The 21,595-nt window shown below is 31.0% G+C and carries 11 protein-coding genes and 1 pseudogene; 6 read left to right on the plus strand and 6 right to left on the minus strand.

What is annotated here, in order from left to right; genetic code table 11:
- Nucleotides 1-108: 108 nt before the first annotated feature.
- The 4 genes from rlmB to ERCISPPA3004_RS00500 all read right to left on the minus strand — a co-directional run bounded on the left by rlmB (nt 109) and on the right by ERCISPPA3004_RS00500 (nt 6,821).
- Nucleotides 109-846, minus strand: a complete 738-nt coding sequence (rlmB, locus tag ERCISPPA3004_RS00485) for a 23S rRNA (guanosine(2251)-2'-O)-methyltransferase RlmB (RefSeq protein WP_157990188.1) — start codon at nt 844-846, stop codon at nt 109-111.
- 451 nt (nt 847-1,297) lie between these two features.
- The gene (gene rnr, locus ERCISPPA3004_RS00490; protein ID WP_157990189.1) at nt 1,298-3,541 is read right to left on the minus strand and encodes a ribonuclease R; all 2,244 of its coding nucleotides are present in this window, start codon (nt 3,539-3,541) and stop codon (nt 1,298-1,300) included.
- A 470-nt stretch (nt 3,542-4,011) separates the two neighbouring features.
- Nucleotides 4,012-5,310: an adenylosuccinate synthase gene (locus ERCISPPA3004_RS00495; protein WP_157990190.1), complete on the minus strand. Its 1,299-nt coding sequence runs from the start codon at nt 5,308-5,310 to the stop codon at nt 4,012-4,014.
- Between the two features lie 320 nt (nt 5,311-5,630).
- On the minus strand, nt 5,631-6,821 hold the full coding sequence (locus tag ERCISPPA3004_RS00500) for an amino acid aminotransferase (RefSeq protein WP_157990191.1): 1,191 nt from the start codon (nt 6,819-6,821) through the stop codon (nt 5,631-5,633).
- A 1,274-nt stretch (nt 6,822-8,095) separates the two neighbouring features.
- Here ERCISPPA3004_RS00500 and icd point away from each other — a divergent pair.
- The 4 genes and pseudogenes from icd to ftsY all read left to right on the plus strand — a co-directional run.
- The gene (gene icd / locus ERCISPPA3004_RS00505; protein WP_157990192.1) at nt 8,096-9,346 is read left to right on the plus strand and encodes an NADP-dependent isocitrate dehydrogenase; all 1,251 of its coding nucleotides are present in this window, start codon (nt 8,096-8,098) and stop codon (nt 9,344-9,346) included.
- 366 nt (nt 9,347-9,712) lie between these two features.
- Nucleotides 9,713-10,657 carry an oxygen-dependent tRNA uridine(34) hydroxylase TrhO gene (trhO, locus tag ERCISPPA3004_RS00510; protein WP_157990193.1) on the plus strand — a complete coding sequence of 315 codons (945 nt, stop codon included), beginning with the start codon at nt 9,713-9,715 and terminating at the stop codon, nt 10,655-10,657.
- A gap of 1,260 nt (nt 10,658-11,917) precedes the next feature.
- Nucleotides 11,918-14,086 (plus strand): DNA helicase II, encoded by a 2,169-nt coding sequence (gene uvrD / locus ERCISPPA3004_RS00515; protein ID WP_162297994.1) that lies wholly within the window; start codon nt 11,918-11,920, stop codon nt 14,084-14,086.
- Nucleotides 14,087-15,612: 1,526 nt separating this feature from the next.
- Nucleotides 15,613-16,548, plus strand: a pseudogene (ftsY, locus tag ERCISPPA3004_RS00525) (signal recognition particle-docking protein FtsY); the annotation flags it as partial.
- 478 nt (nt 16,549-17,026) lie between these two features.
- Here the strand turns inward: ftsY and bamB are convergent.
- Entirely contained in the window at nt 17,027-18,214 is a 1,188-nt protein-coding gene (gene bamB, locus ERCISPPA3004_RS00530) for an outer membrane protein assembly factor BamB (protein WP_157990195.1), read from the minus strand.
- 317 nt (nt 18,215-18,531) lie between these two features.
- Nucleotides 18,532-19,149, minus strand: a complete 618-nt coding sequence (locus ERCISPPA3004_RS00535; RefSeq protein WP_157990196.1) for a Fe-Mn family superoxide dismutase — start codon at nt 19,147-19,149, stop codon at nt 18,532-18,534.
- Nucleotides 19,150-20,070: 921 nt separating this feature from the next.
- On the opposite strand from ERCISPPA3004_RS00535, the gene ppa reads away from it, so the two are divergent.
- Nucleotides 20,071-20,604 carry an inorganic diphosphatase gene (ppa, locus tag ERCISPPA3004_RS00540; RefSeq protein WP_157990197.1) on the plus strand — a complete coding sequence of 178 codons (534 nt, stop codon included), beginning with the start codon at nt 20,071-20,073 and terminating at the stop codon, nt 20,602-20,604.
- 510 nt (nt 20,605-21,114) lie between these two features.
- Nucleotides 21,115-21,477, plus strand: coding sequence for an HIT domain-containing protein (locus ERCISPPA3004_RS00545; protein ID WP_157990198.1), 363 nt, complete (start codon nt 21,115-21,117; stop codon nt 21,475-21,477).
- Nucleotides 21,478-21,595 lie beyond the last annotated feature (118 nt).

Genomic DNA, 21,595 nt, shown 5'->3' on the forward strand with positions numbered 1-21,595 from the left:
TGTATACCTTTTATTTTTATGCATCTTGCATAAAAATTTCTAATTAAAAAATTTTTTATTATAATATAGTTTAACATATAATTTAATAATTTTCTCAATTACTTTTGTTTAATATAAGTTTCTCTGACGTACTGCTTCATATAAACAAATTCCAGTAGCTACTGAAACATTGAGAGAAGAGACACCTCCTAGCATAGGAATGTGCACTACTTCATTGCAGTGTTCATGTGTAAGATGTCGCATACCTTTTTCTTCTGAACCCATCACGAAAGATAATGGACCCGTTAGGTTGCTTTGATAAAGAGTGTGGTGAGTTTTATCAGCTGTTCCAATAATCCAAATATTTTCTTGTTGTAAGAAACGCATAACTCGTACTAAATTAGTAACATAAATAAGGGGTATATTTTCTGCTGAACCACTGGCGACCTTTATTACGGTAGAGTTTAACTGTGCAGAGCGATTTTTTGGTATAATTACAGCGTGCACGCCAGCTGCATCTGCGCTGCGAATGCAGGCGCCAAGATTATGAGGATCTGTGATGCTATCAAGAATTAAAAAAAATGGATTATTTATTTTAGATAATAAGATTGACAGATCATTTTCTTGATATGTACGTCTGAATCGCACAAAGGCAATAACACCTTGATGTGTACCACCTTCCGATTTTTGATCCATTCTGCTTCGGGTTTTTGTATGAATGGTGATTTTATGTATTTCTAACAACTGTATTAGAGTTTTGAGGCGATGGTCTTTTCGTCCTTGAAGAATCCAAACTTCTTTGAAGCGATTTGGAGCGCTATGGATTATTGATTGTACAGCATAAATACCAAAAACTATTTCATTCATGTCTTAGATGCTTTAGATTACAGTAACGTATTATGTCTCTAATATATTCGAGATTATCTGACTTTAAAATTATCTGCTCTTATTATTCTGTGTATCATATAATATGATCACTGGGCTAATCTAGTGGATTGTAACCTTTTAATGCTTTTAGTTTAATTAATTATATAAATAAATTATATAACGCTAACGCTGATTCTAAAGAAATATTTTATAGATCGATATTATTAAGAAAATTCTTAGTCTTTTGCAAGATTTTATAATTAATCATTTTTTACTATATTTTTAAAGTATAATATGAATTATTATTTCATAAATGTAATGTATTGAGCAATACTTTTTTTAAATTTTTTTTAGAATTTTACATCATAGTAAGCCTTGTACAGAATTACAAACCAGTATATATTGCTAAATTTTTATATAAATTATATTAGAATTCTTTTTATTTCTTTTGTTATTTTGTAGTGTAAGTTTTCTTTTTTAAGGCGATACCTTTATGCGACAATGTGCTTGTGTGGCTTATTAGTGTCAAAATAATCTTACGTTCTTCTAAATGAACGCAATTTAATCGCACCGTTACAGTATCACCTAAACGATAGGTAAGATTTATACGGTCTCCGATTAAGTGTTGCCTGATAGAATCAAAACGGTAACAGTTTTTCTCTAATGTAGATATATGAACCAACCCATCAATAAAAATCTCACTAAGACGTACAAAAAAACCAAAACTAGCAACACCAGAAATAGTACCGTTAAAGATTTCTCCAACTTTATTTTTAATAAAATCGCATTTTAACCAATCAGTTACATCACGCGTGGCTTCATCAGCACGGCGTTCCGTTATAGAACAGTGCTGGCCAAGCTGTAGCATTTGAGTTGTGGTATAATGGTATCCGCCAGTGAGTGTGCAATCTTTATCCAGATATTTTTTGTTTTGTGCTAAGATATATTTAATAGTACGGTGTAATATCAGGTCAGGATAGCGGCGAATTGGTGAGGTAAAATGCGCATAAGATGTTAGTGCTAACCCAAAATGTCCACGATTTTCTGCATCGTAGACTGCTTGTTTCATTGAGCGTAATAGCATACTTTGTATCATGTCCTTATCTGAACGCCCATGAATATTTTTTAAAAGGGCTGAGTAATCTAGTGGACTGGGTTGCTCTCCGCCACATAGATTAAGGCCTAGTTCGCTTAGGACGATACGAAAACTCTTAATGCTATCTCCTATTGGGCGATCGTGATCTCGAAATAATGCTGGTGCGCCATGTTTTTCTACAAAACATGCCGATGCAACATTTGCAAGAATCATGCATTCTTCAATAATTTTATGCGCATCATTACGTACCATCTTTTCCACTCGCTCGATACGACTATGTACATTAAAGATAAATTTAGCTTCAGCAATATCAAACACGATCCCTCCGCGTTGTTTGCGAGATTTTTTTAATGCTACATACATGCGGTGCAGCTCTTCTAGATTGTTTACTAGAGGCAAGTGGTATTCTCGTAACTTTTTATCTCCCTGTAAAATATTCCACACTGTATTATAAGTCAGTTGTGCAGAGGAGTTCATAACGGCTTCATAATGCTTATAGCTAGTTAATTCTCCATTAGAAGAGATTGTCATTTCACAAACCATACATAAACGATCTACATCTGCATTTAACGAACATACTTTAGTAGATAGTACTTCTGGGAGCATTGGAATGACCCGTGATGGAAAATATACAGAGGTTCCACGATGTATGGCTTCATCATCTAATAGGGTGCCAGGTCTTACATAGTAACTAACGTCAGCAATCGCAACCCAAAGACGCCATCCGTCACCTTTTGCGCTTGTACAAAAAACGGCATCATCAAGATCACAAGCATCTTCTCCGTCAATAGTTATTAATGGTAATTGACGAAGGTCAATGCGATTATGTTTAATATCTTCTGGTATCTCTATATTTAATTGGGGGATAAGTTTTTCTAGATCTTTTGGCCATTGATGAGGAATGTTATGGGTATGCAATGCAATATTTATTGCTGTACTTGTGTCTATTGTATTGCCAAGTATTTGAACAATTTTACCAATTGCTTGATTTTTTAATGTTGGACGTTGTATTAAATCCACCACTACAATAAAACCGAAGTATTCGGTAAGTAGATTGTTATTAGATATAAAGATCTCAAATTTTAAGCGATGATCATCTGGAACCACATAACCTCCTGTAGAATGACGCAGATAGCGACCTACAATACGTGCATTTCGTGGCTCAATTATACGAATAACGCGTGCTTCTTGGCGATTTTTACGATCAGATCTGATTTTCTGTGCAAGCACTATATCTCCATGTAGACACATTTTCATTTGCGCCATTGAAAGATACAGGTCATCTTTGTTAGCGGAGACGCGTAAAAAACCAAATCCATCACGATGCCCAATCACTTTGCCTTGTAATAGGTTAATCTTTTTAAGAACTGAGTAACCTTTTTGACGAGTAAATCCTAGCTGCCCATCACGCTCCATCGCCCGTAGCCTTCTTCGCAGAGCTTCGAGTCTGTCTTTTTCATGAATAAGCAGCTCTTTTGCTAATTCATCACGATGAATCGGATTGTTATATTTTTTTATATGATATAGGATAGATTCTCGACTAGGAATGGGATTATCGTATTTTTGAGCTTCTCGCTCCTTAAATAGGTCGTATAACATCAAGGTCTCTCCGTTCTGATCTGCCAAATAACACATTAATTTATGATGATGTAGCACACTAGATAGTGGTCTACAACTAGAATATTTAAGAAATATTGAGTTATATTGTAAAATATAGTATATATTATAATTTTTGATAGTGACGTGAGCTGTTAAATTATTACTAACCTTGATAGTATAAAATATATCTATTTTAAAAAATTATTTCATTATTGAGACGGCTGTTTAATTACTCATTGAGTTGTTATAGAAAAACAGATTATAGATGTTCTGATTAAAATCATAGCACAATATGTGATGATTTTTTCTTTTCGAGAGCGTTTGGAGTTGTAAAGATTGTAAGCGTGATTACTTTATAGATCTATATAGCTAGAGGAATACCAAATGATGATATTAAAGAAAGGTATAAAACCATTGTGATAATATTAATGAGCATTTTAATATTAAAGGGGTGTCTTTAGCACAAAAACTTACAAAGTACAAGGATTACGTAACATAATGGTCTCACTGCGATCTGGTCCAGTAGAGATAATATCAATGAGAACGCCTGTGATTTCTTCAATGCGTTTAATATAATTTAGCGCCTCTGGTGGCAAAAGTTCTAAACTTTTTATACCAAATGTGCTTTGACTCCACCCTGGCAAAGTCTCATAAATTGGTATAGCCTCCTCCCAATGTTCATTAGTTAGAGGCGTAACAGTAATATGAGTGTTGTCTTTCATGCGGTAAGCTACGCAGATTTTAACTTCTTTAAGACCATCTAATACATCTAATTTAGTAATACAAAAACCTGAAATAGAATTTACTTGGACGGCTCTTCGCACAGCTACAGCATCCAACCATCCTGTGCGACGACGACGACCAGTAGTTGCGCCAAATTCGTTACCTCGTTTACAAAGAAATTCACCAGTATGATCACACAATTCGGTTGGAAATGGACCGGATCCAACGCGGGTAGAGTAGGCTTTTAGCACGCCTAAGACATAACCTATATAACACGGACCAAATCCAGTACCAGGTGACACACCTCCGGCAGTAGTAGTTGATGACGTGACATATGGATACGTACCATGATCGATATCTAATAGTGTTCCTTGTGCCCCTTCAAAAATAATTAGCTCACCACATTTGTGAGCAGCTTCTAGTAATCCTGAGACGTCAATGGCCATTCGTGTTAGGTTATCAGAGATTTTCATGATATTCTTAAGCACTGTGTAGTAGTTTACTGCTCTGGCTTTATAGTAATGAACAAGCTGAAAATTATGATACTCCATCGTTTTCTTGAGTTTTTCTGAAAAAGTTTTTTTATTTAATAAATCACCTAATCTGAGTCCTCTTCTAGCGATTTTATCTTCATATGCAGGACCAATGCCACGACCAGTTGTTCCGATTGCCTGAAGGCCTCGTTCTTTTTCACGTACAACATCTAAAGCAACATGATATTCTAATAATAGTGGGCACGCTGTAGAGATTAAGAGAGATCCCTCAACGGATTGACCATGAGATTCTAAATCTTGAACTTCTCTCATAAGAGCAGAGGGAGAGATAACTACGCCATGTCCGATAATACTAACAACATGCCGATGCATGATCCCTGATGGAATTAAATGGAGGATTGTCTTTTTACCGTTAATAACTAGTGTATGACCTGCGTTGTGACCGCCTTGATAACGTACTACATATTTGGCCCATTCAGTCAGAAGATCAACAATCTTTCCCTTTCCCTCATCACCCCACTGGGTGCCAAGCACTACAATGTTTTTTTTCATTTTACAGAATTACCGATTTCTTTAAAAGTAACAGGATGATGTCATCTATCAATTGATGATAAAAGATTACTACTAGTATACTGATTTGTTATGTATGTATACAGGCTTACCGTGAATGCAATTGAAAATTGAGCTAAGCAAGTGGCTTTCAGTAGATCGCAGTATTTAGCATGTCATTAATGTAAAATAGTATAATTTTTTATATTGAAAATAATTTTATTCATCAATATATTTTAATGATATACGTTTGGATCAACTAATAAGTTGTATACTGCATCTAAAGATATACTATCACGTAGCGGTGATAATTATAGTTAGTTTTAGAGCACATGATGAATAGCTGCGCATAATGGAAAGATATTTTTTAGAGTAATACCCGCTATATTTACTCGACCTGATTGTAGTATATACACTCCAAATTCGTTACGTAAACGGTTGACCTGCTTAGGTGATAATCCGATTAAGGAAAACATACCAGTCTGTGATGTGATAAAGCTAAAATTAATTGTTTTTATTTTTATTTTTAATGCATCAGCCAATAATTGACGCATTAGTTTAATACGTTCTCTCATAATAGATAGTTCATTTTCCCATTGAAGACGTAGAGTTGGATTGCTCAAAATAGTTAAAACTACTGCTGCGCCATGCGATGGCGGGCTAGAATAGTTAGAACGAATAGTTGCTTTTATCTGACTAAAAGCTGTATCAACAATGTTCGATTGACTAGCGACAATACTTAAGGAGCCAACGCGTTCATTATATAAACTAAAATTTTTTGAATAAGAGCTGCACACAATAAGTTCCTTATGCGTTGCAGAAAAAAAACTTAGATTGATAGAATCTTGCGCTAGTCCTTTAGAAAATCCTTGATAAGCATAATCAAATAATGGTAGCCAGCCTTTTTCAAGAGACATTTTAGAAAGACATTTCCATTGTGCGTGAGATGGATCCACTCCCGTTGGATTATGGCAACAACCCTGAAAAACTACTACATCACCAGAACGAACAGAGTTTAAGCTGTTTTTCATAGCGTTAAAATCTAGTGTATGGTTGATTGAATCATAATAATCATACATATAGACTTGTAATCCTGCTGCACAAAAAATATTTTTATAATTTTGCCAACCAGGATTACTAATCCAGATGTTTTTTATATTAGTCTGATTTGAAATAAAGTCTGCTATAATACGTAATGCACTTGTACCACCAGGTGTCTGTGCAGTACGTATGCGTTTTTGTTTAATTAGTGCACTGTTTTGTCCAAATAGCAGTTCTTGAGTATAATATCCAAAATCAGAAAGACCATCAATTTGTAGATAATTTTTGGTTACTTCTTGTTCTAAAAGAAATTGCTCTGCTTGTTTTACGCTAGAAAGTATAGGTGTATTTCCGGTGTGATCTGTATATACTCCAATGCCTAAGTTAATTTTATCCACATGTTGATCTGTATGGAATTTAGCATTTAAACTGAGAATAGGGTCAGGTAAGGATTCTTTAATTAGTTCAAACATTTTTTAATATGTCCATTTAATTTACGTTCTTTTAAAATTGAGAAACAATTTATGCATAAATTATCGATAGTTTAAATAATAAACTGTTCACTTAAATTCTTGTAGTTCTCTGAGTTATATTGATTATGTAAAGTATAGAACATATTAAAAATTTATTTAATAGTATTAATAGAATAGTATTTAAAAATTTGCAGTTTAATAGTTATGGATAATGATTTTCGTCATAGAATTGGTTGAACATATTTTTATTATTGAATATATTTTTATATTATAATTAAGTTCTTAAGTTTTTAAGTTTTTAAGTTTTTAAGTTTTTAAGATAAAATAAAATAACTCAACAAATGCAAACATAATTTAGCCTATTTATCCTAATTATATGATGTATAATATATATTATTATTGGTTTTATATGATGCTATAAATTATTTAAGTATTCTTAAATATAAATAGGTATTTAAGAATAGATTTTATATGATATTACACTGATAAATGCAAATACATGAAAAGAATATTAAAGATAAAGATATTTATTGTACAATTACCAATGCACACTTATTTAAAATAATTAAATAATTTAAATTATGAAATAGTTTAAATTAAAAGTCAAATGATAGATATGTGGTCTTTTGATGAACCGTATATCCTTATGTGGGCTAACTATAATAAAATCACGGTGTTTTTTTGATTCGTGGCTAAGGATTAGCATTCAATATTTAGTTAAAAATGTTTAGTTTTTAGTGGTGTAGTATTTTAAAAAAGATACTTATTTAATGATACATATCATATTTTAATTACTTTTCCTTTATTCTGTAATTTTATTTTGGATAAACTTTATGTTTGCGTATGAAATATTTTATCAAGTTTATGAATTATATGAGTTATGTGAATTATGTAAGTAATAAGTTCATTCTTTATATTATACTATAGTTAATTAATATATATCAGATAATAATCTATAAGAATGATCTTTTAGGAAAAACGTAATATAGACTGTATAAAATGTAATATTCATATTATTTATGATAAACAATTGATCAGGAAGCATAGATCAATCATTGCTAAATTATTAAGATTAAATCTTAATGTTTTGCAAAAATACACATTTAGTATTTAATAGGATAAAATTATTATTTTATACACAAGATAAAATAGATATTTTACATGAAAGCTTTGATAAATATATTATATTATGTCTAGATTTTTCTTGGGAGGTTGTATTTTTACAAGATATCACAATTTTTAAATGATTAATAATAGCATTGCTAGGGGGTTGAATGAAAAGTCCAGTATGTATTCCAATAGAGGGTCAGAAAATTACGTATCATCAAGGGGGACTTGATGTACCAGTAAATCCAATTATCCCATTTATTCAGGGAGATGGAATTGGGAGAGATATTTCTCCTGTAATGAAGAAGGTTGTTGATGCTGCTGTGAAAAAAGCGTACGCTGGTGAACGTAAAATAAGTTGGATGGAGATATATACTGGTGAAAAAGCAGTGAAGTTATATGGTCAGGATTGTTGGCTACCAGAAGAAACCCTATCTTTTTTAAAAAAATATCATATTGCTATTAAAGGTCCATTAACTACTCCAGTAGGAGGTGGTATTCGCTCCTTAAATGTGGCTTTGCGTCAATTATTAGATCTATATATTTGTTTGCGCCCAATACGTTATTATATGGGCACACCTAGTCCTGTTAAACATCCAGAAGCTATTGATGTGGTGATTTTTCGTGAGAATTCTGAAGATATATATGCAGGCATTGAATGGGCAGCTGGCACTAAAGAAGCAAATCAGGTAATAAAATTTTTATGTCAGGAAATGAATGTCAAAAATATTCGTTTTCCAGAGCAATGTGGCATCGGCATCAAACCTTGCTCGGAAGCTGGGACAAAACGCTTAGTACGTGCCGCGATTCAATATGCGATTACTAATAACCGTGATTCGGTTACCTTCGTGCATAAAGGCAATATTATGAAATTCACTGAAGGAGCTTTTAAGGATTGGGGTTATCAAGTAGCTATAGAGGAATTCAGTGGGGTCTTAAACGATTATAACGCACAAGTTCTGATACAAAACCCATATAATAAAAAATATATTGTAATTAAAGATGTTATTGCTGATGCTTTCTTGCAACAAATTTTGTTGCGTCCAGCTGAATATGACGTAATTGCTTGTATGAATCTTAATGGTGATTATATTTCAGATGCAATAGCAGCACAAGTGGGTGGTATTGGAATTTCGCCAGGTGCTAATATTGGCGAAACCTGTGCATTATTTGAGGCTACTCACGGTACTGCACCTAAATATGCTGGTCAGGATAAAGTTAATCCTGGTTCTATGATTCTTTCTGCTGAAATGATGCTACGCTATATGGGTTGGATAGAATCAGCGAATCTTATTATTAAAGCAATGGAAAAGACCATTTTGGACAAAACTGTAACCTATGATTTTGAGCGCATGATGCTTGGTGCAACATTGCTAACATGTTCTAAGTTTGGTCAAGCCGTTATAAAAAATATGTAATATGCATTGATTATACTTGGATAATCTTTATTGATACTATCAATAATATAGCAAATCAGTTGACATAGTTAGATAATTAGTTCAGATTTTTTAATGATTAAGGTCCACTAATAACATTGAAGAATTATGTATATGCAAACCAGCGCATGTATATACTTTTTTATACGTATAACAATCTTTTTATTTCTATATTGGTTAATTGTTAATCAAGATATTAATGCGACAGATTTATATTGGTTTAGCAGATCATAGGGGCTCTGTGAGATCTAAAGTATATTTTTTACAAAATTACAAAATAAAGACTTATAAAAATCATTTCTACCTAAAACTATTTTGAAATATGTAAACGCAGGACGTGCATACATTATGTCATTGTTATATAATACCACTCCTAATAAGGAGTTAAAGAGGCGTTTGCTATTAGAATCTCAAAAGCGCATAACTGTCTCTTTCTATAAATATTTCACTATTACTAACCCTTATGAGTTTCGAGATGCTCTTTATATAATTCTTTCTAATTTAAAGGTTTTTGGTCGTATTTATGTAGCTAAAGAAGGCATCAATGCGCAGGTCAGTGTACCCTGTGGTTTATATTCGAAGATGAAAAAGATGTTGTATGCATTTGATCCTCATATGTCTTCTATACATATGAATATAGCGCTAGATGATAATGGACGATCTTTTTGGGTGTTACGCTTAAAAGTTCGTCAGCGTATTGTTGCAGATGGTATCACTGACGCAAGTTTTAATTCTAGTGATGTTGGTCTACATATAAACGCAAAGACTGTAAATTTATTACAGGATAATGGTGAGGCTGTATTTGTAGATGTTCGAAACTACTATGAGTATCAAGTAGGACATTTTAATAAAGCATTATCTATTCCGGGGAATACTTTTCGTGAGCAATTATCAATTATCGTAGATATGCTGAAAAAATACAAAAAACAGCAAATAGTCTTATATTGTACAGGAGGGATTCGCTGTGAAAAAGCTAGCGCCTGGATGCGTCACCATGGATATAGAAATGTGTGCCAAATTAAGGGTGGCGTGATTAATTATGTTCGTCAGGCACGTCTTCAAGGTTTACCAGTGTACTTTTTAGGAAAAAATTTTGTATTTGATGAGCGGATGTCTGAGTATATCTCTCGAGATGTATTAGCACACTGTAATCAGTGTGGTATCAGTTATGATAGTTATCAAAACTGTAAAAATACCCATTGCCATAAACTTTTTATTCAATGCCCAGAATGTGCTGATCAGTTCAATAATTGCTGTAGTGCATTTTGTATGCAAAGGCTGCTTGTTCAATGATAAAATTCTGTCATTTAGTAGTATAAAAAATGTAAATATATGGGTTCTCTAAAAATATTTTTGTATGATTTTTTTGTCTAAAAGGCAAAAATACATAATGAAAATGCATGAAATATTATTCATTACTGTTATTTTATTAATATAGCGCACATATATTAATATAGTGAACATACTGGAGCTTTTCTAGAAGTAAAGATTGACTATATTTATATAGCTCTGGTTTAGTAATCTATATGAGTAGCTGAGCATTATATGATGACTAAGTGGGTATCATTCAAATATTTATGCTGAGTTAAATCACTGCTAGTCTGCTAGATGATTAAATCAAGATGCTTTAGTATTAGCTTGCGATGTTTAATGCCAAATCTTTATGAATTTCTATAACAAAATACACAAGATTTCTTTTTTACTATCTAGTAAATCAAGAATTTATTGCTGAGCATGAATAAATATTATTTTAAAAAACTTTTTGATAGAATTATTTGCACGAATGCTCTGTATAAGTATAATTTAAAAATATATTATCCATTAACTTTCTAATATAATTTATTTTAGATGTATTTATTTTTTTGTTTTATAGCTATGAATAGATTCTATATTTTCTATCTTTTAGGAATATTTTGCTAGATTATTTTGTGTTTATGTTATTATAATTCAAAAGAATTGGATGTCGATTAGTTGATTGCTTATCTATAATATCAGTCTAGGATACATGAAATTTTATTAATTAATTATTTTTATGAGCATTTTGGCTTCGTAATGATTGGATTTTTATTGCTCACTATTGTTTATAAGATTCATAGGGATAAAAATAGGAAAAAGATTTTTATTGAAATTTCATTTTTAATGAAGAGATATGCATAATACATAGCATACTACCTATGCATGAAAAGGCTTTGCAAGATTCATCATAGATCACATTGTTTATATTAGGTGAGCACGTATAAATATATATTTTATAGATTAATTATAACTGAGGTTAAATAATTAATCAGATATATATTTATATTTATATCTTAATATTAATCTACACTAGATCAGTTATTTGTCAATAAAGTCATTTGTGTTATTAAAAACATAAATAGATGTTTTATTTATTTTATCTATATCTGCATATTATAATATATTTTTGGACGTTTAAGGTAATAACAGAAAAGTTTTAACGTATACATTTGACATTGAATGAATTAATGTAGCGTCATATTATAAAATATTTTCTTTTACAAGAAGATCAGACTACTTGAACGATTGATGATGCCTGTGAATGCTTCTGACCTACTATTACATTTAAATAATCAACAACGTGTAGCTGTATCTGCACCACGTGAACATTTTTTAGTATTAGCTGGAGCTGGTAGTGGAAAAACCCGTGTATTATCTTATCGCATTGCTTGGTTGATAGAAAAAGAAAAATTCTCTCCTCAGTCAATTATCGCAGTGACATTTACTAATAAAGCTGCTAAGGAGCTTCGCGAGAGAGTAAGAGACTTAATTGGAATCAATCAGAGTGATATGTGGATTGGTACTTTTCATGCTTTATCTCACCGTTTTTTATGTTCTAACCATATGCACGCTAATCTACCAAGAGATTTTCAGATCTTAGATCCTGATGATCAGTTGCGTTTATTAACACATTTAATGAAGGGTATGAACATTGATCAAAAGAAAATGGAACCTCGTCAAGGTGTTTGGTATATTAATGATAAGAAAGAAAAAGGATTGCGCCCAGGTCATCTAACAAAATCTTTTTGTCAGGTTGATCAGATATGGTTACGCATTTATAAGGTATATCAGGAGACTTGTGATCGTTCTGGATTAGTAGATTTTACTGAATTGTTATTACGCGTCTGTGAATTGTGGCACTGTAAATCAGAAATTTTAAGTCATTATCATAAACAGTTTACTAATATTTTAGTAGATGAGTTTCAAGATACTAATGCTCTTCAATATTCTTGGATTCGAGCGCTTTCTGGAGAGCAGAGTAAAGTAGTGATTGTTGGTGACGATGATCAATCAATTTATGGATGGCGAGGTGCACAAACAAAAAATATGCAGCAATTCTTTAAAGATTTTCCGTCAGCAACCACTATACGCTTGGAGAGAAATTATCGCTCAACCTTAAATATCCTGAAAGCTGCAAATACTTTAATATCTAATAATAATGATCGTTTAGGTAAAGAACTTTGGACAAAAGCTTCTGATGGGGAGCCAATTCTTCTTTACTGCGCTTTAAATGCATTTGATGAAGCGCGTTTTGTAGTTAATTGTATTCAATTATGGGAAAAAGACAGAAAGTCTTTATGTGATTGTGCCATATTATATCGCAATAATTCCCAGTCGCGAGAGGTGGAAGAGGCGCTGGTACAAAAAAATATTGCATATCAGATTTATAGTGGTATTCGGTTTTTTCAGAGAAAGGAAATAAAGGATTCTATAGCTTATTTGCGTTTAATTGTTAATCGAAATGATGACGTTGCTTTTGAACGTATCGTAAATACCCCCCGTCGAGGAATTGGCCCGCATACTCTTGAAACTCTTCGTCAAATATCATATCAGCGTAAAATAACATTATGGATGGCCTCCTTGGAATTGTTACAAAATGAAGCCTTATCTGTTCATGTAGCTGCGTCTGCTTTAAAGCGTTTTATTCAGTTAATTGACTCTCTGGAAGCATTAACTACTAATATGCCATTGTATATGCAAACAGAGTGCATTCTTCAGGATTCTGGTCTGTGGTGTATGTATTCAAAAGAGAAAAACGAAAAAGATCAAACACGTATTGAGAATTTAGAAGAATTAATAAATACTACCAGGCAGTATTATAGTCACCATAGTAAGGATACGGATTTTGTTTCTCTTAAGTCTTTTTTAGCTCAATCCTCACTAGATATAAATATAGCAAATGGCATTCAAAGTCAAGATTCTGTACAATTAATGACGATACATGCATCTAAAGGTCTTGAATTTAGTCAGGTTTTTATTGTTGGGATGGAAGAAGGTATATTTCCTAGCCAATTTGCTTTAAAAGAAAACCATAGGTTAGAGGAAGAGCGCCGTCTTGCTTATGTTGGTATTACTCGCGCAATGAAAAGACTGATGTTGAGTTATGTAAAAAACCGACGTATTTATGGAAAGGAAGTATCTTATCCTTTATCGCGTTTTGTAAAAGAAATACCAGATGCATGTATCAAAAAATTACATTTTCATTTTCAAGAAAAACAACTGATAGAATATAAAGATAAAAACAATAAAGGTGTTATGCATGATAGTGGATTTTCAGTCGCTCAGAGGGTTCGACATGTAAAATTTGGTGAAGGGGTGATTATGCATATTACAGGATACGGTGAACAGACGCGCTTACAGGTTGATTTTCGAAAGAAAGGGGTTAAATGGCTGCTTGCTATGTACGCCATGCTGGAAGCCAGGTAATTGAAAAGAGAGCGATAGCTAGTAATAGTTATTGAATCTTGCATAATGATTAATAACAAATTGCTTTGAAGATAGCTATTAGCTAATCTTATGTCATATATATAAAACAAATGAATTTTTTAAGTCTTTATTTTGGCTCTGATTTAGGTGATATATACTATAAGGGCTAGAGAGAGGAAAAGTTAAGAATAAAGCATTAATCTTTATATTAAATATATTAATATTAATTAAGAGAAACGGAAGAAAAAAGATTTTTCTATCTCTAATAGATACTATTATAGATAACAATTTCATATTATCATTGATAAATGATATTTTTTTATTTCTACAGAGATAAGTGATTATAAATGATTGGAATATATTATTTTTATACAGTAATAAAATATTGACTCGGTTCAGATTTTATCTTTTAGCGTTTTATGATATCTGAAAAAAAATGCATGCCTTTTACATGAGTTGATTTTTTCGGATATTACTGTTTTTATTTTTCTTTTTTATCATTTTATATTTATTTCATACTTATTTTTTTGAATTAATAAAATAACAAAAAATATATATAAAATTATCCAGTATATAATATATTTTATATGATGTATTAAAAATTAAATATCTCTGTATTTTTAATAGATATTTATATATTAGGTGTTGTGTTAATTTTTCTTATAAGTTAGGAGCAAGATTTATAAAAATGTATTAGTTAGATGTTGATTGGTCTATAAAAAATATATAGTAATAAGAATTACATCACTTTGATAACTAAAATATATTTTAGTTATCAAAGTGATGTAATTCTCTTTGTATATAACGCTATGCTCTTCTTGTATATTTTATATGGCAGGCGTTATAGGTTTTATATCTCTAATATTTTTCTCTTGTTTATCAATTGTCAGATATAAAGAATATAGCAAATACATGCAGTTTCATCAGAGTTATTATGGATGTGTGTGATGTAATCACATTACATTGCATGCGCTCTTAGCATGCAAGCCGTTGTGGAGGTAAGATATCTTTTGCTCGTCATGTTTAATAGCTTATCTGATGTATACTGGGAAAGTATTCTATATGTTTAAAAATAATCAATGTGGATGTTATTTATAGTTTGCTGGAGAGTATGCAAGAGATAGACTATGCACAAGATAGAGACATTTTATGCATTTGAAGAGTGAGGTGTTATAATTATTATATATAGTCAACATTTTAGAATACTAGAAGATATAGGGTTTGCAATTAAGTTTGTTAAAAAATAAAAATAAATTAAATAAACACTCTTGCATTTACATTAGCAAAAGATAAGGCTGAGATTAATTTTTAACAAAACCAATTTAAGACAAATCTTATAATAATGCTTTTGGTCGAATAGTTTTCTAATAAGTCTTTTCATCTAGATGCAACAAAAGAGTATATACTAGGTGTAATTTTTTTACATTACAATGGATTATTAGTATTCTGGAGCAGTTATTACATGACTCTTGTAACAATGCATAATAGGTGAAATAATAATTATGTTAGATCATGAACATACTTACAAAAACAAACGTTTGACAAAGATTAAATTTTATAATCGCTTAAAGTTTAGTTTAAAACAGACGCGTAGTTACTTGGTTGATGGGCTAATGAATTTATTACAGGGCAAATCCATTGACAGTAATTTACTGAAAGTGTTAGAGGATCAGCTATTAATGGCTGATTTTGGTGTAGATACTACTAATCGTGTCATTAGTCTTTTGAAAACTAAACTAGATAATAAGAAGATCCATGATACAGAATCGCTGTATAGTCAATTAAAAGCTAATTTATCTGAGATTTTATATAAAGTTGAGATACCTCTGAATATTTCAGGCAGGCCGCCATTTATTATTTTGATGATTGGTGTTAATGGTGTGGGAAAAACTACTACTATTGGAAAGCTAGCGCGACAGTTTCGAGATAAAGGTAAATCAGTGATTTTAGCTGCAGGAGACACCTTTCGTGCTGGAGCTATTGAGCAACTAGAAGCTTGGGGGGTGCGTAATAATATTCCGGTAATATCACAATCAATTGGCTCAGATCCTGCTGCGGTAATTTTTGATGCGATCCAATCTGCAAAGTCACGTCATGTAGATGTCCTGATAGCAGATACTGCCGGCAGGCTGCAAAATAAAGAACATCTCATGGCTGAAATAAAAAAAATCATCCGAGTTATGAAAAAATTAGATTGTAGCGCTCCTCATGAGGTTTTATTAACCATTGATGCTAGTACTGGGCAAAATGCTATTAGTCAGGTTAAGTTTTTTCATGAAGCTATTGGTTTAAATGGAATTGTTTTAACTAAGTTAGACACTACAGCAAAAGGTGGTGTAATATTTTCTATAGCTGATAAATTTAATATCCCGATTAGATATATTGCTTCTGGTGAAAAGTTAGAAGATTTACGTGTTTTTCAAGTAAGTTCGTTTATAGATGCGATTTTTTCTCAAGAATAAGCTCCACACTTGATAGAGGAATTAAGAGTGATTTTTTGAGATTAATTATTGTTTAATAAGTTTTGTAGTGATGTGTTTCTGGCTTGAATTTAGGCGGTTATTAGAATAAGGTATTACATATGAACATATACACTTTTTTTATAGAAGAAGCTATAGGCTTTAAGAAAAGATATGTTTTTAAAAAGTATTTGTTTCGTTATTTGGATGTTTCGCGTGTTTTAAAGAAATTTATTGTAATACAAGATAGCTGTGAATTCTGTAAAAATAGATTATGCAGTTTATAAAAAACTATATGACATAAATTATGTTGCTATATATATTTTATATACCAGAATAAAAAGATAGCATATAAAAAATATAATCAGAGACTATAATCTTAAAGGGAATTATTTTAAAAAATAACTTAAACGATGCTTTAAGGTAATATTAAGAATAAACAGATATATCATATCTAGATTTTTTCTATAGGAAAACTGGATTAATATCTAATCGCATAAACTTTACTACCTTTTGACTGAATAATTAAGAGCGGAGAGTTATTAGTAGCTAAAGGTCTGCTCTGAAATCCTATTTTGTCTAATTTTTGTCGAGATATTATAGCGCCATTTATAGGACTTATCCAGTGAAGATACCCTTTACTATCACCTACAATTAAATATTTATGGTATAATATTGGCGGCGTGAGACGTCGGTACAGAAGGTCGTTTTGTTGCCAAATTTTCGTACCATCTTCTATGTTTAGAGCTAACAAACGATCATCTTGATCGACTAAAAATATACGATTAACATCAATTATCATATCATGTACAGACCCAATATGACGATGCCAAAATATATGACCAGATTTTACATCTAGCGCTGCTAGATCACCATTATATGCTAAAGCATATACTACTCCATTCATGATTAAAGGAGTTGTATCCACATCAGAAAATTGTTCCATTCCAGTCAGTTTTCTATGAAAAGCAATACGCTGCTGCCAGATAACCTGACCTTGATTCAGGAGAATTGCGCTTATAGAGCCGTCATCCCCCCCTACAATTGCAGCGCCGCATGTAGTGACTGGAGAAGATTGACCACGTAAACTAAATTTAGGTACTTCAAGGTGAACCGACCATTGTACTATACCATTAAATTGATCTAGAGCTTGAAGCATGCCGTTGCTAGTGTGTATTAGCACAAGATTATCACTTACTACCGGAGCAGATAGTACTTCACCCATAACAGGGGTCTTCCAGGCAATTGATCCATCGTTACGATTTAGAGCAAATACTATAGCACGCTCGGTTCCAATATAGATATAATTGCCGTTAAGTGTCACCCCACCGGCCAGCAATGCTGGCCGTTTTTTAGAGAAGAAGCGCGCATTATCTGCAAGATCGATTTTCCACTTTTCTTTGCCATTAATGGCATACATAGCTTTTACTATACCATCACGATCAGCAGCATAAAAGATATTATCAGAGTATCCTGGACGTAAACTAGAGTAAAAGTGATTAATATTATTACTAATACTAGTGCTCCAGACTGTATCTGGATTAAATTGGTTTTGCATGTTTGGGAGTTTTGATATTTCTGTAGAATTATCTACACCACTAAACCATGAACACCCGCTCAGTAAAGTAAGTAATATATAATTTCTGACCAAGAACTTAATAAATATCATTACATTCCTTATTATTTTAGATACATTGTCGCTCTTTATAAAAAAGAAATTTTCTTAAATTTTATTGATATCCTTTTATATTAAAATAAATTCTGTTTTTTTATTTATCAAATAAGATGATCAATTTTATTGTATGGTTATATACAAACAAATTGTTAAAAGATAATCTAAGAGAAAATATTATTTTCATATCATTAAAGTTGATAGTTTATTTTTTGCAATTATGAGTTTGTTTTTTTAAGTAATATAATTACTAATAAATTATCTAATTAATTAATAAATCATAAATATTTAATATTGAAGCATGGTTTTACATATTATATAGATTGTAAAAAATTTATAGACGCCTGATCCCAGTTAACTATATTCCAGAAAGCCTTAACATAATTTATTCGTTTGTTTTGATACTGTAGATAATAAGCGTGTTCCCATACATCTAATCCAAGGATTGGAGTTCCAGATACGCCAGAGATTAATTCTCCCATAAGGGGGTTATCTTGATTAGCAGTAGATACAATGGATAGTTTATCGTTTTGGTTTACTAACCACACCCAGCCAGATCCAAAACAAGAAGCTGCAGATTTTTCAAAGGTCTCTTTAAAATAATCAATGTTTCCGAAATCGTTTTCGATAGCTTGTTTTAGGTTTCCTTTTAAATATGTATTAGGTTTTAAGATTTTCCAAAAAAAGCTATGATTAGCATGTCCTCCGGCATTGTTTCGTAATATATGTCTTTTATTATCAGGTACTTGATCTAATGTAGAAATTAGATCTTCAACTGGAATATCTGACAACTCAGTATCTAATAAAGCGGAATTTGCATTATTAATATAAGTTTGATGATGTTTAGTGTGATGGATGATCATCGTGTTTTGATCAAAATAAGGTTCTAGCGCATTATATGCATAAGGTAGATGCGGTAATGTATAGCTCATTTTATATCTCCAGTATATTTTGTCAAATATATTATAGCAGTGATTGTTACTTCTATTTTAATGATTACCAAAAAAAACTTATATTTTATGATAAACTCAAATAGTACGTAATCAAGTAATACCAATAAACAATATATACGCAATACTAATTCTAACGTTTAGCTCAAAAAAAATGAAGTAAAAATCTGTTATTAATTACTGTTATCATGATTAGTTGTTATTTAGACTAATACACATGAATAAATTTTTGATCAGTATTAACAGTTGTGTAGTGATCTATATAATGAGCAATGTAAAAGATTAATTAGCTTTTCATTGTTTGATAAAATTTAAATAAAAATATACTAAAATAATAGTTACTATAGTTATTAGTTATGTTTATTAGACTATTTTGTGGTTTTTATCTACTTATTTATCTTCCTAATATATAGCGTATCCGTAACGATTAAAGTAATGCAATTGATTACATTATTAAAAGTTATAGGTTTTTTCTATTTTATTCTTAGTTGTATACTTAAGATTTAATTCAGTATTATTATATCCTTAAAATAATCTTTACAATACATTTGTATATATTGGATTTTAATATTGATTTTCATATTGATATATTCAAAAAATTATATTTTTCTATTCATAGAAAAGAAAATCTATTTAAAATCTCTGAACAAATTAATTATAGCATAAAATAAATCAGTTTTGCAACCCGTGAGGTGAGAAGCAGGAGATGATTTTTCTTATCTAAAAGGCTACTTGTTATATCAGGCATACAGATCTAAGGGGGGCTAGGTTTCTAATAATTGATTAAAAATACTATTGCTTGTGATAATATTATTGATTGTTGTATAGTTTTTATACATGCTATTTATCTAATCATCGTATTTAATAATTTATTGCTTTTCTTCATAACATTAAGGAACAGTCATGAGTGTAATAAATGTGCCAGACGGTTATAATTTACCTGATGACATTTATGTCATTACGGAGATTCCAGCTTATTCGTATCCTATAAAATATGAAGTTGATAAATCAACTGGGGTTTTATTTGTAGATAGGTTTATAGCAACTACCATGTTTTATCCATGCAATTATGGTTATATAAATCACACTTTATCTGAAGATGGAGATCCAGTAGATGTATTAGTGCCAACACCTTATCCGCTTCATACAGGTTCAGTTATCCGTTGTCGTCCTGTTGGTATGCTTCAAATGACTGACGAATCAGGCCAAGACTCTAAGATAATTGCAGTTCCAGTGCAGCAGTTAAGCAAAGAGTATGGGCATATTCAGGATGTTTTTGATGTATCAGAACTATTACGTAATCAAATTCAACATTTCTTTGAGCAATATAAGGCCTTAGAAGGAGAAAAATGGGTTAAAGTAAATGGGTGGAAAAATGTTGCATCTGCAAAGGATGAAATTTTGTCTTCTAGCAGAAGATTTTATGCAAAAACATAGTTGAAGTGTTATTAATAATCTATAAAGTTATGAATGTATTGGTAATTTATTTCCATTATCATTAATGATATTTATTACGCTGATGATACACTTTTAGTTTTAAAATAGAATGCTTGGTTAGTATATATTTAAATAATTTATCTTTGAATAATATTATCTATAATAAAAATTATTTATATAAATATGTATTGTTGAGCAAACATATTTCTTTAAATATTAAACAGATCGATCTGATGATCACTTGTCTTAGAATTTATTGTCTTTTCATTATAGCTTGTCTTGATGTATTCCCTTATATTTTAATCAATATTATTTTGTTGTTTTTTTTATTTATGTATATCTTTTTAGTATTTTTCCTTTTTTCTAAGATGTTTTTTAGATTTTTTATTAATATGTTAGTTAGAGGAAACTCCACTTTAATATTGTTATTATATTATATTTTGAGAAAATTTTTACTATTTTCTAATGTTTTTTGATTTTTTAGATTTAATTAAAAATGGAATGTTTATAATGGTCATTGCAGATACTATTTTTAGTAAAATTATAAAACATGAAATAATAGCAGATATTGTGTATCAGGATGAGCTGGTCACAGCATTTCGTGACGCCTCTCCTTGCGCTCCAATACACATTTTAATCGTACCAAATTTTTTAATTCCAACACTTAATGATGTAGTTGAAGACCATGAAGCTATATTGGGGAGAATGATTATTTTAGCTTCCAAAATTGCTAAAGATGAAGGGATTGCAGAAGATGGGTATCGTGTAATTATTAACTGTAATAAAAACGGTAGACAAGAGGTATATCATCTTCACTTACATTTGATTGGAGGCTGTTTATTAGGGCCTATGTTAGTTTATAGAGATATTTAGTAATAACTAATATATTTAGTAATAACTAATAATTAAAAGATAAGGTTTTATTTTTTATCTTTGATAGAGATACTCATATAGTACAAATATATAATTATTATCTTATAAGAGCACCTAG

The organism is Candidatus Erwinia haradaeae (genome assembly GCF_900698995.1).
In the GTDB taxonomy this organism is placed as follows: domain Bacteria; phylum Pseudomonadota; class Gammaproteobacteria; order Enterobacterales; family Enterobacteriaceae; genus Erwinia_E; species Erwinia_E haradaeae_C.

Excerpts from the sequence above, each read along its gene's own strand:
- rlmB (WP_157990188.1), bottom strand. The coding sequence starts at position 846 with ATGAATGAAATAGTTTTTGGTATTTATGCTGTACAATCAATAATCCAT.
- rnr (WP_157990189.1), bottom strand. The coding sequence starts at position 3,541 with ATGTTATACGACCTATTTAAGGAGCGAGAAGCTCAAAAATACGATAAT.
- ERCISPPA3004_RS00495 (WP_157990190.1), bottom strand. The coding sequence starts at position 5,310 with ATGAAAAAAAACATTGTAGTGCTTGGCACCCAGTGGGGTGATGAGGGA.
- ERCISPPA3004_RS00500 (WP_157990191.1), bottom strand. The coding sequence starts at position 6,821 with ATGTTTGAACTAATTAAAGAATCCTTACCTGACCCTATTCTCAGTTTA.
- icd (WP_157990192.1), top strand. The coding sequence starts at position 8,096 with ATGAAAAGTCCAGTATGTATTCCAATAGAGGGTCAGAAAATTACGTAT.
- trhO (WP_157990193.1), top strand. The coding sequence starts at position 9,713 with ATGTCATTGTTATATAATACCACTCCTAATAAGGAGTTAAAGAGGCGT.
- bamB (WP_157990195.1), bottom strand. The coding sequence starts at position 18,214 with ATGATATTTATTAAGTTCTTGGTCAGAAATTATATATTACTTACTTTA.
- ERCISPPA3004_RS00535 (WP_157990196.1), bottom strand. The coding sequence starts at position 19,149 with ATGAGCTATACATTACCGCATCTACCTTATGCATATAATGCGCTAGAA.
- ppa (WP_157990197.1), top strand. The coding sequence starts at position 20,071 with ATGAGTGTAATAAATGTGCCAGACGGTTATAATTTACCTGATGACATT.
- ERCISPPA3004_RS00545 (WP_157990198.1), top strand. The coding sequence starts at position 21,115 with ATGGTCATTGCAGATACTATTTTTAGTAAAATTATAAAACATGAAATA.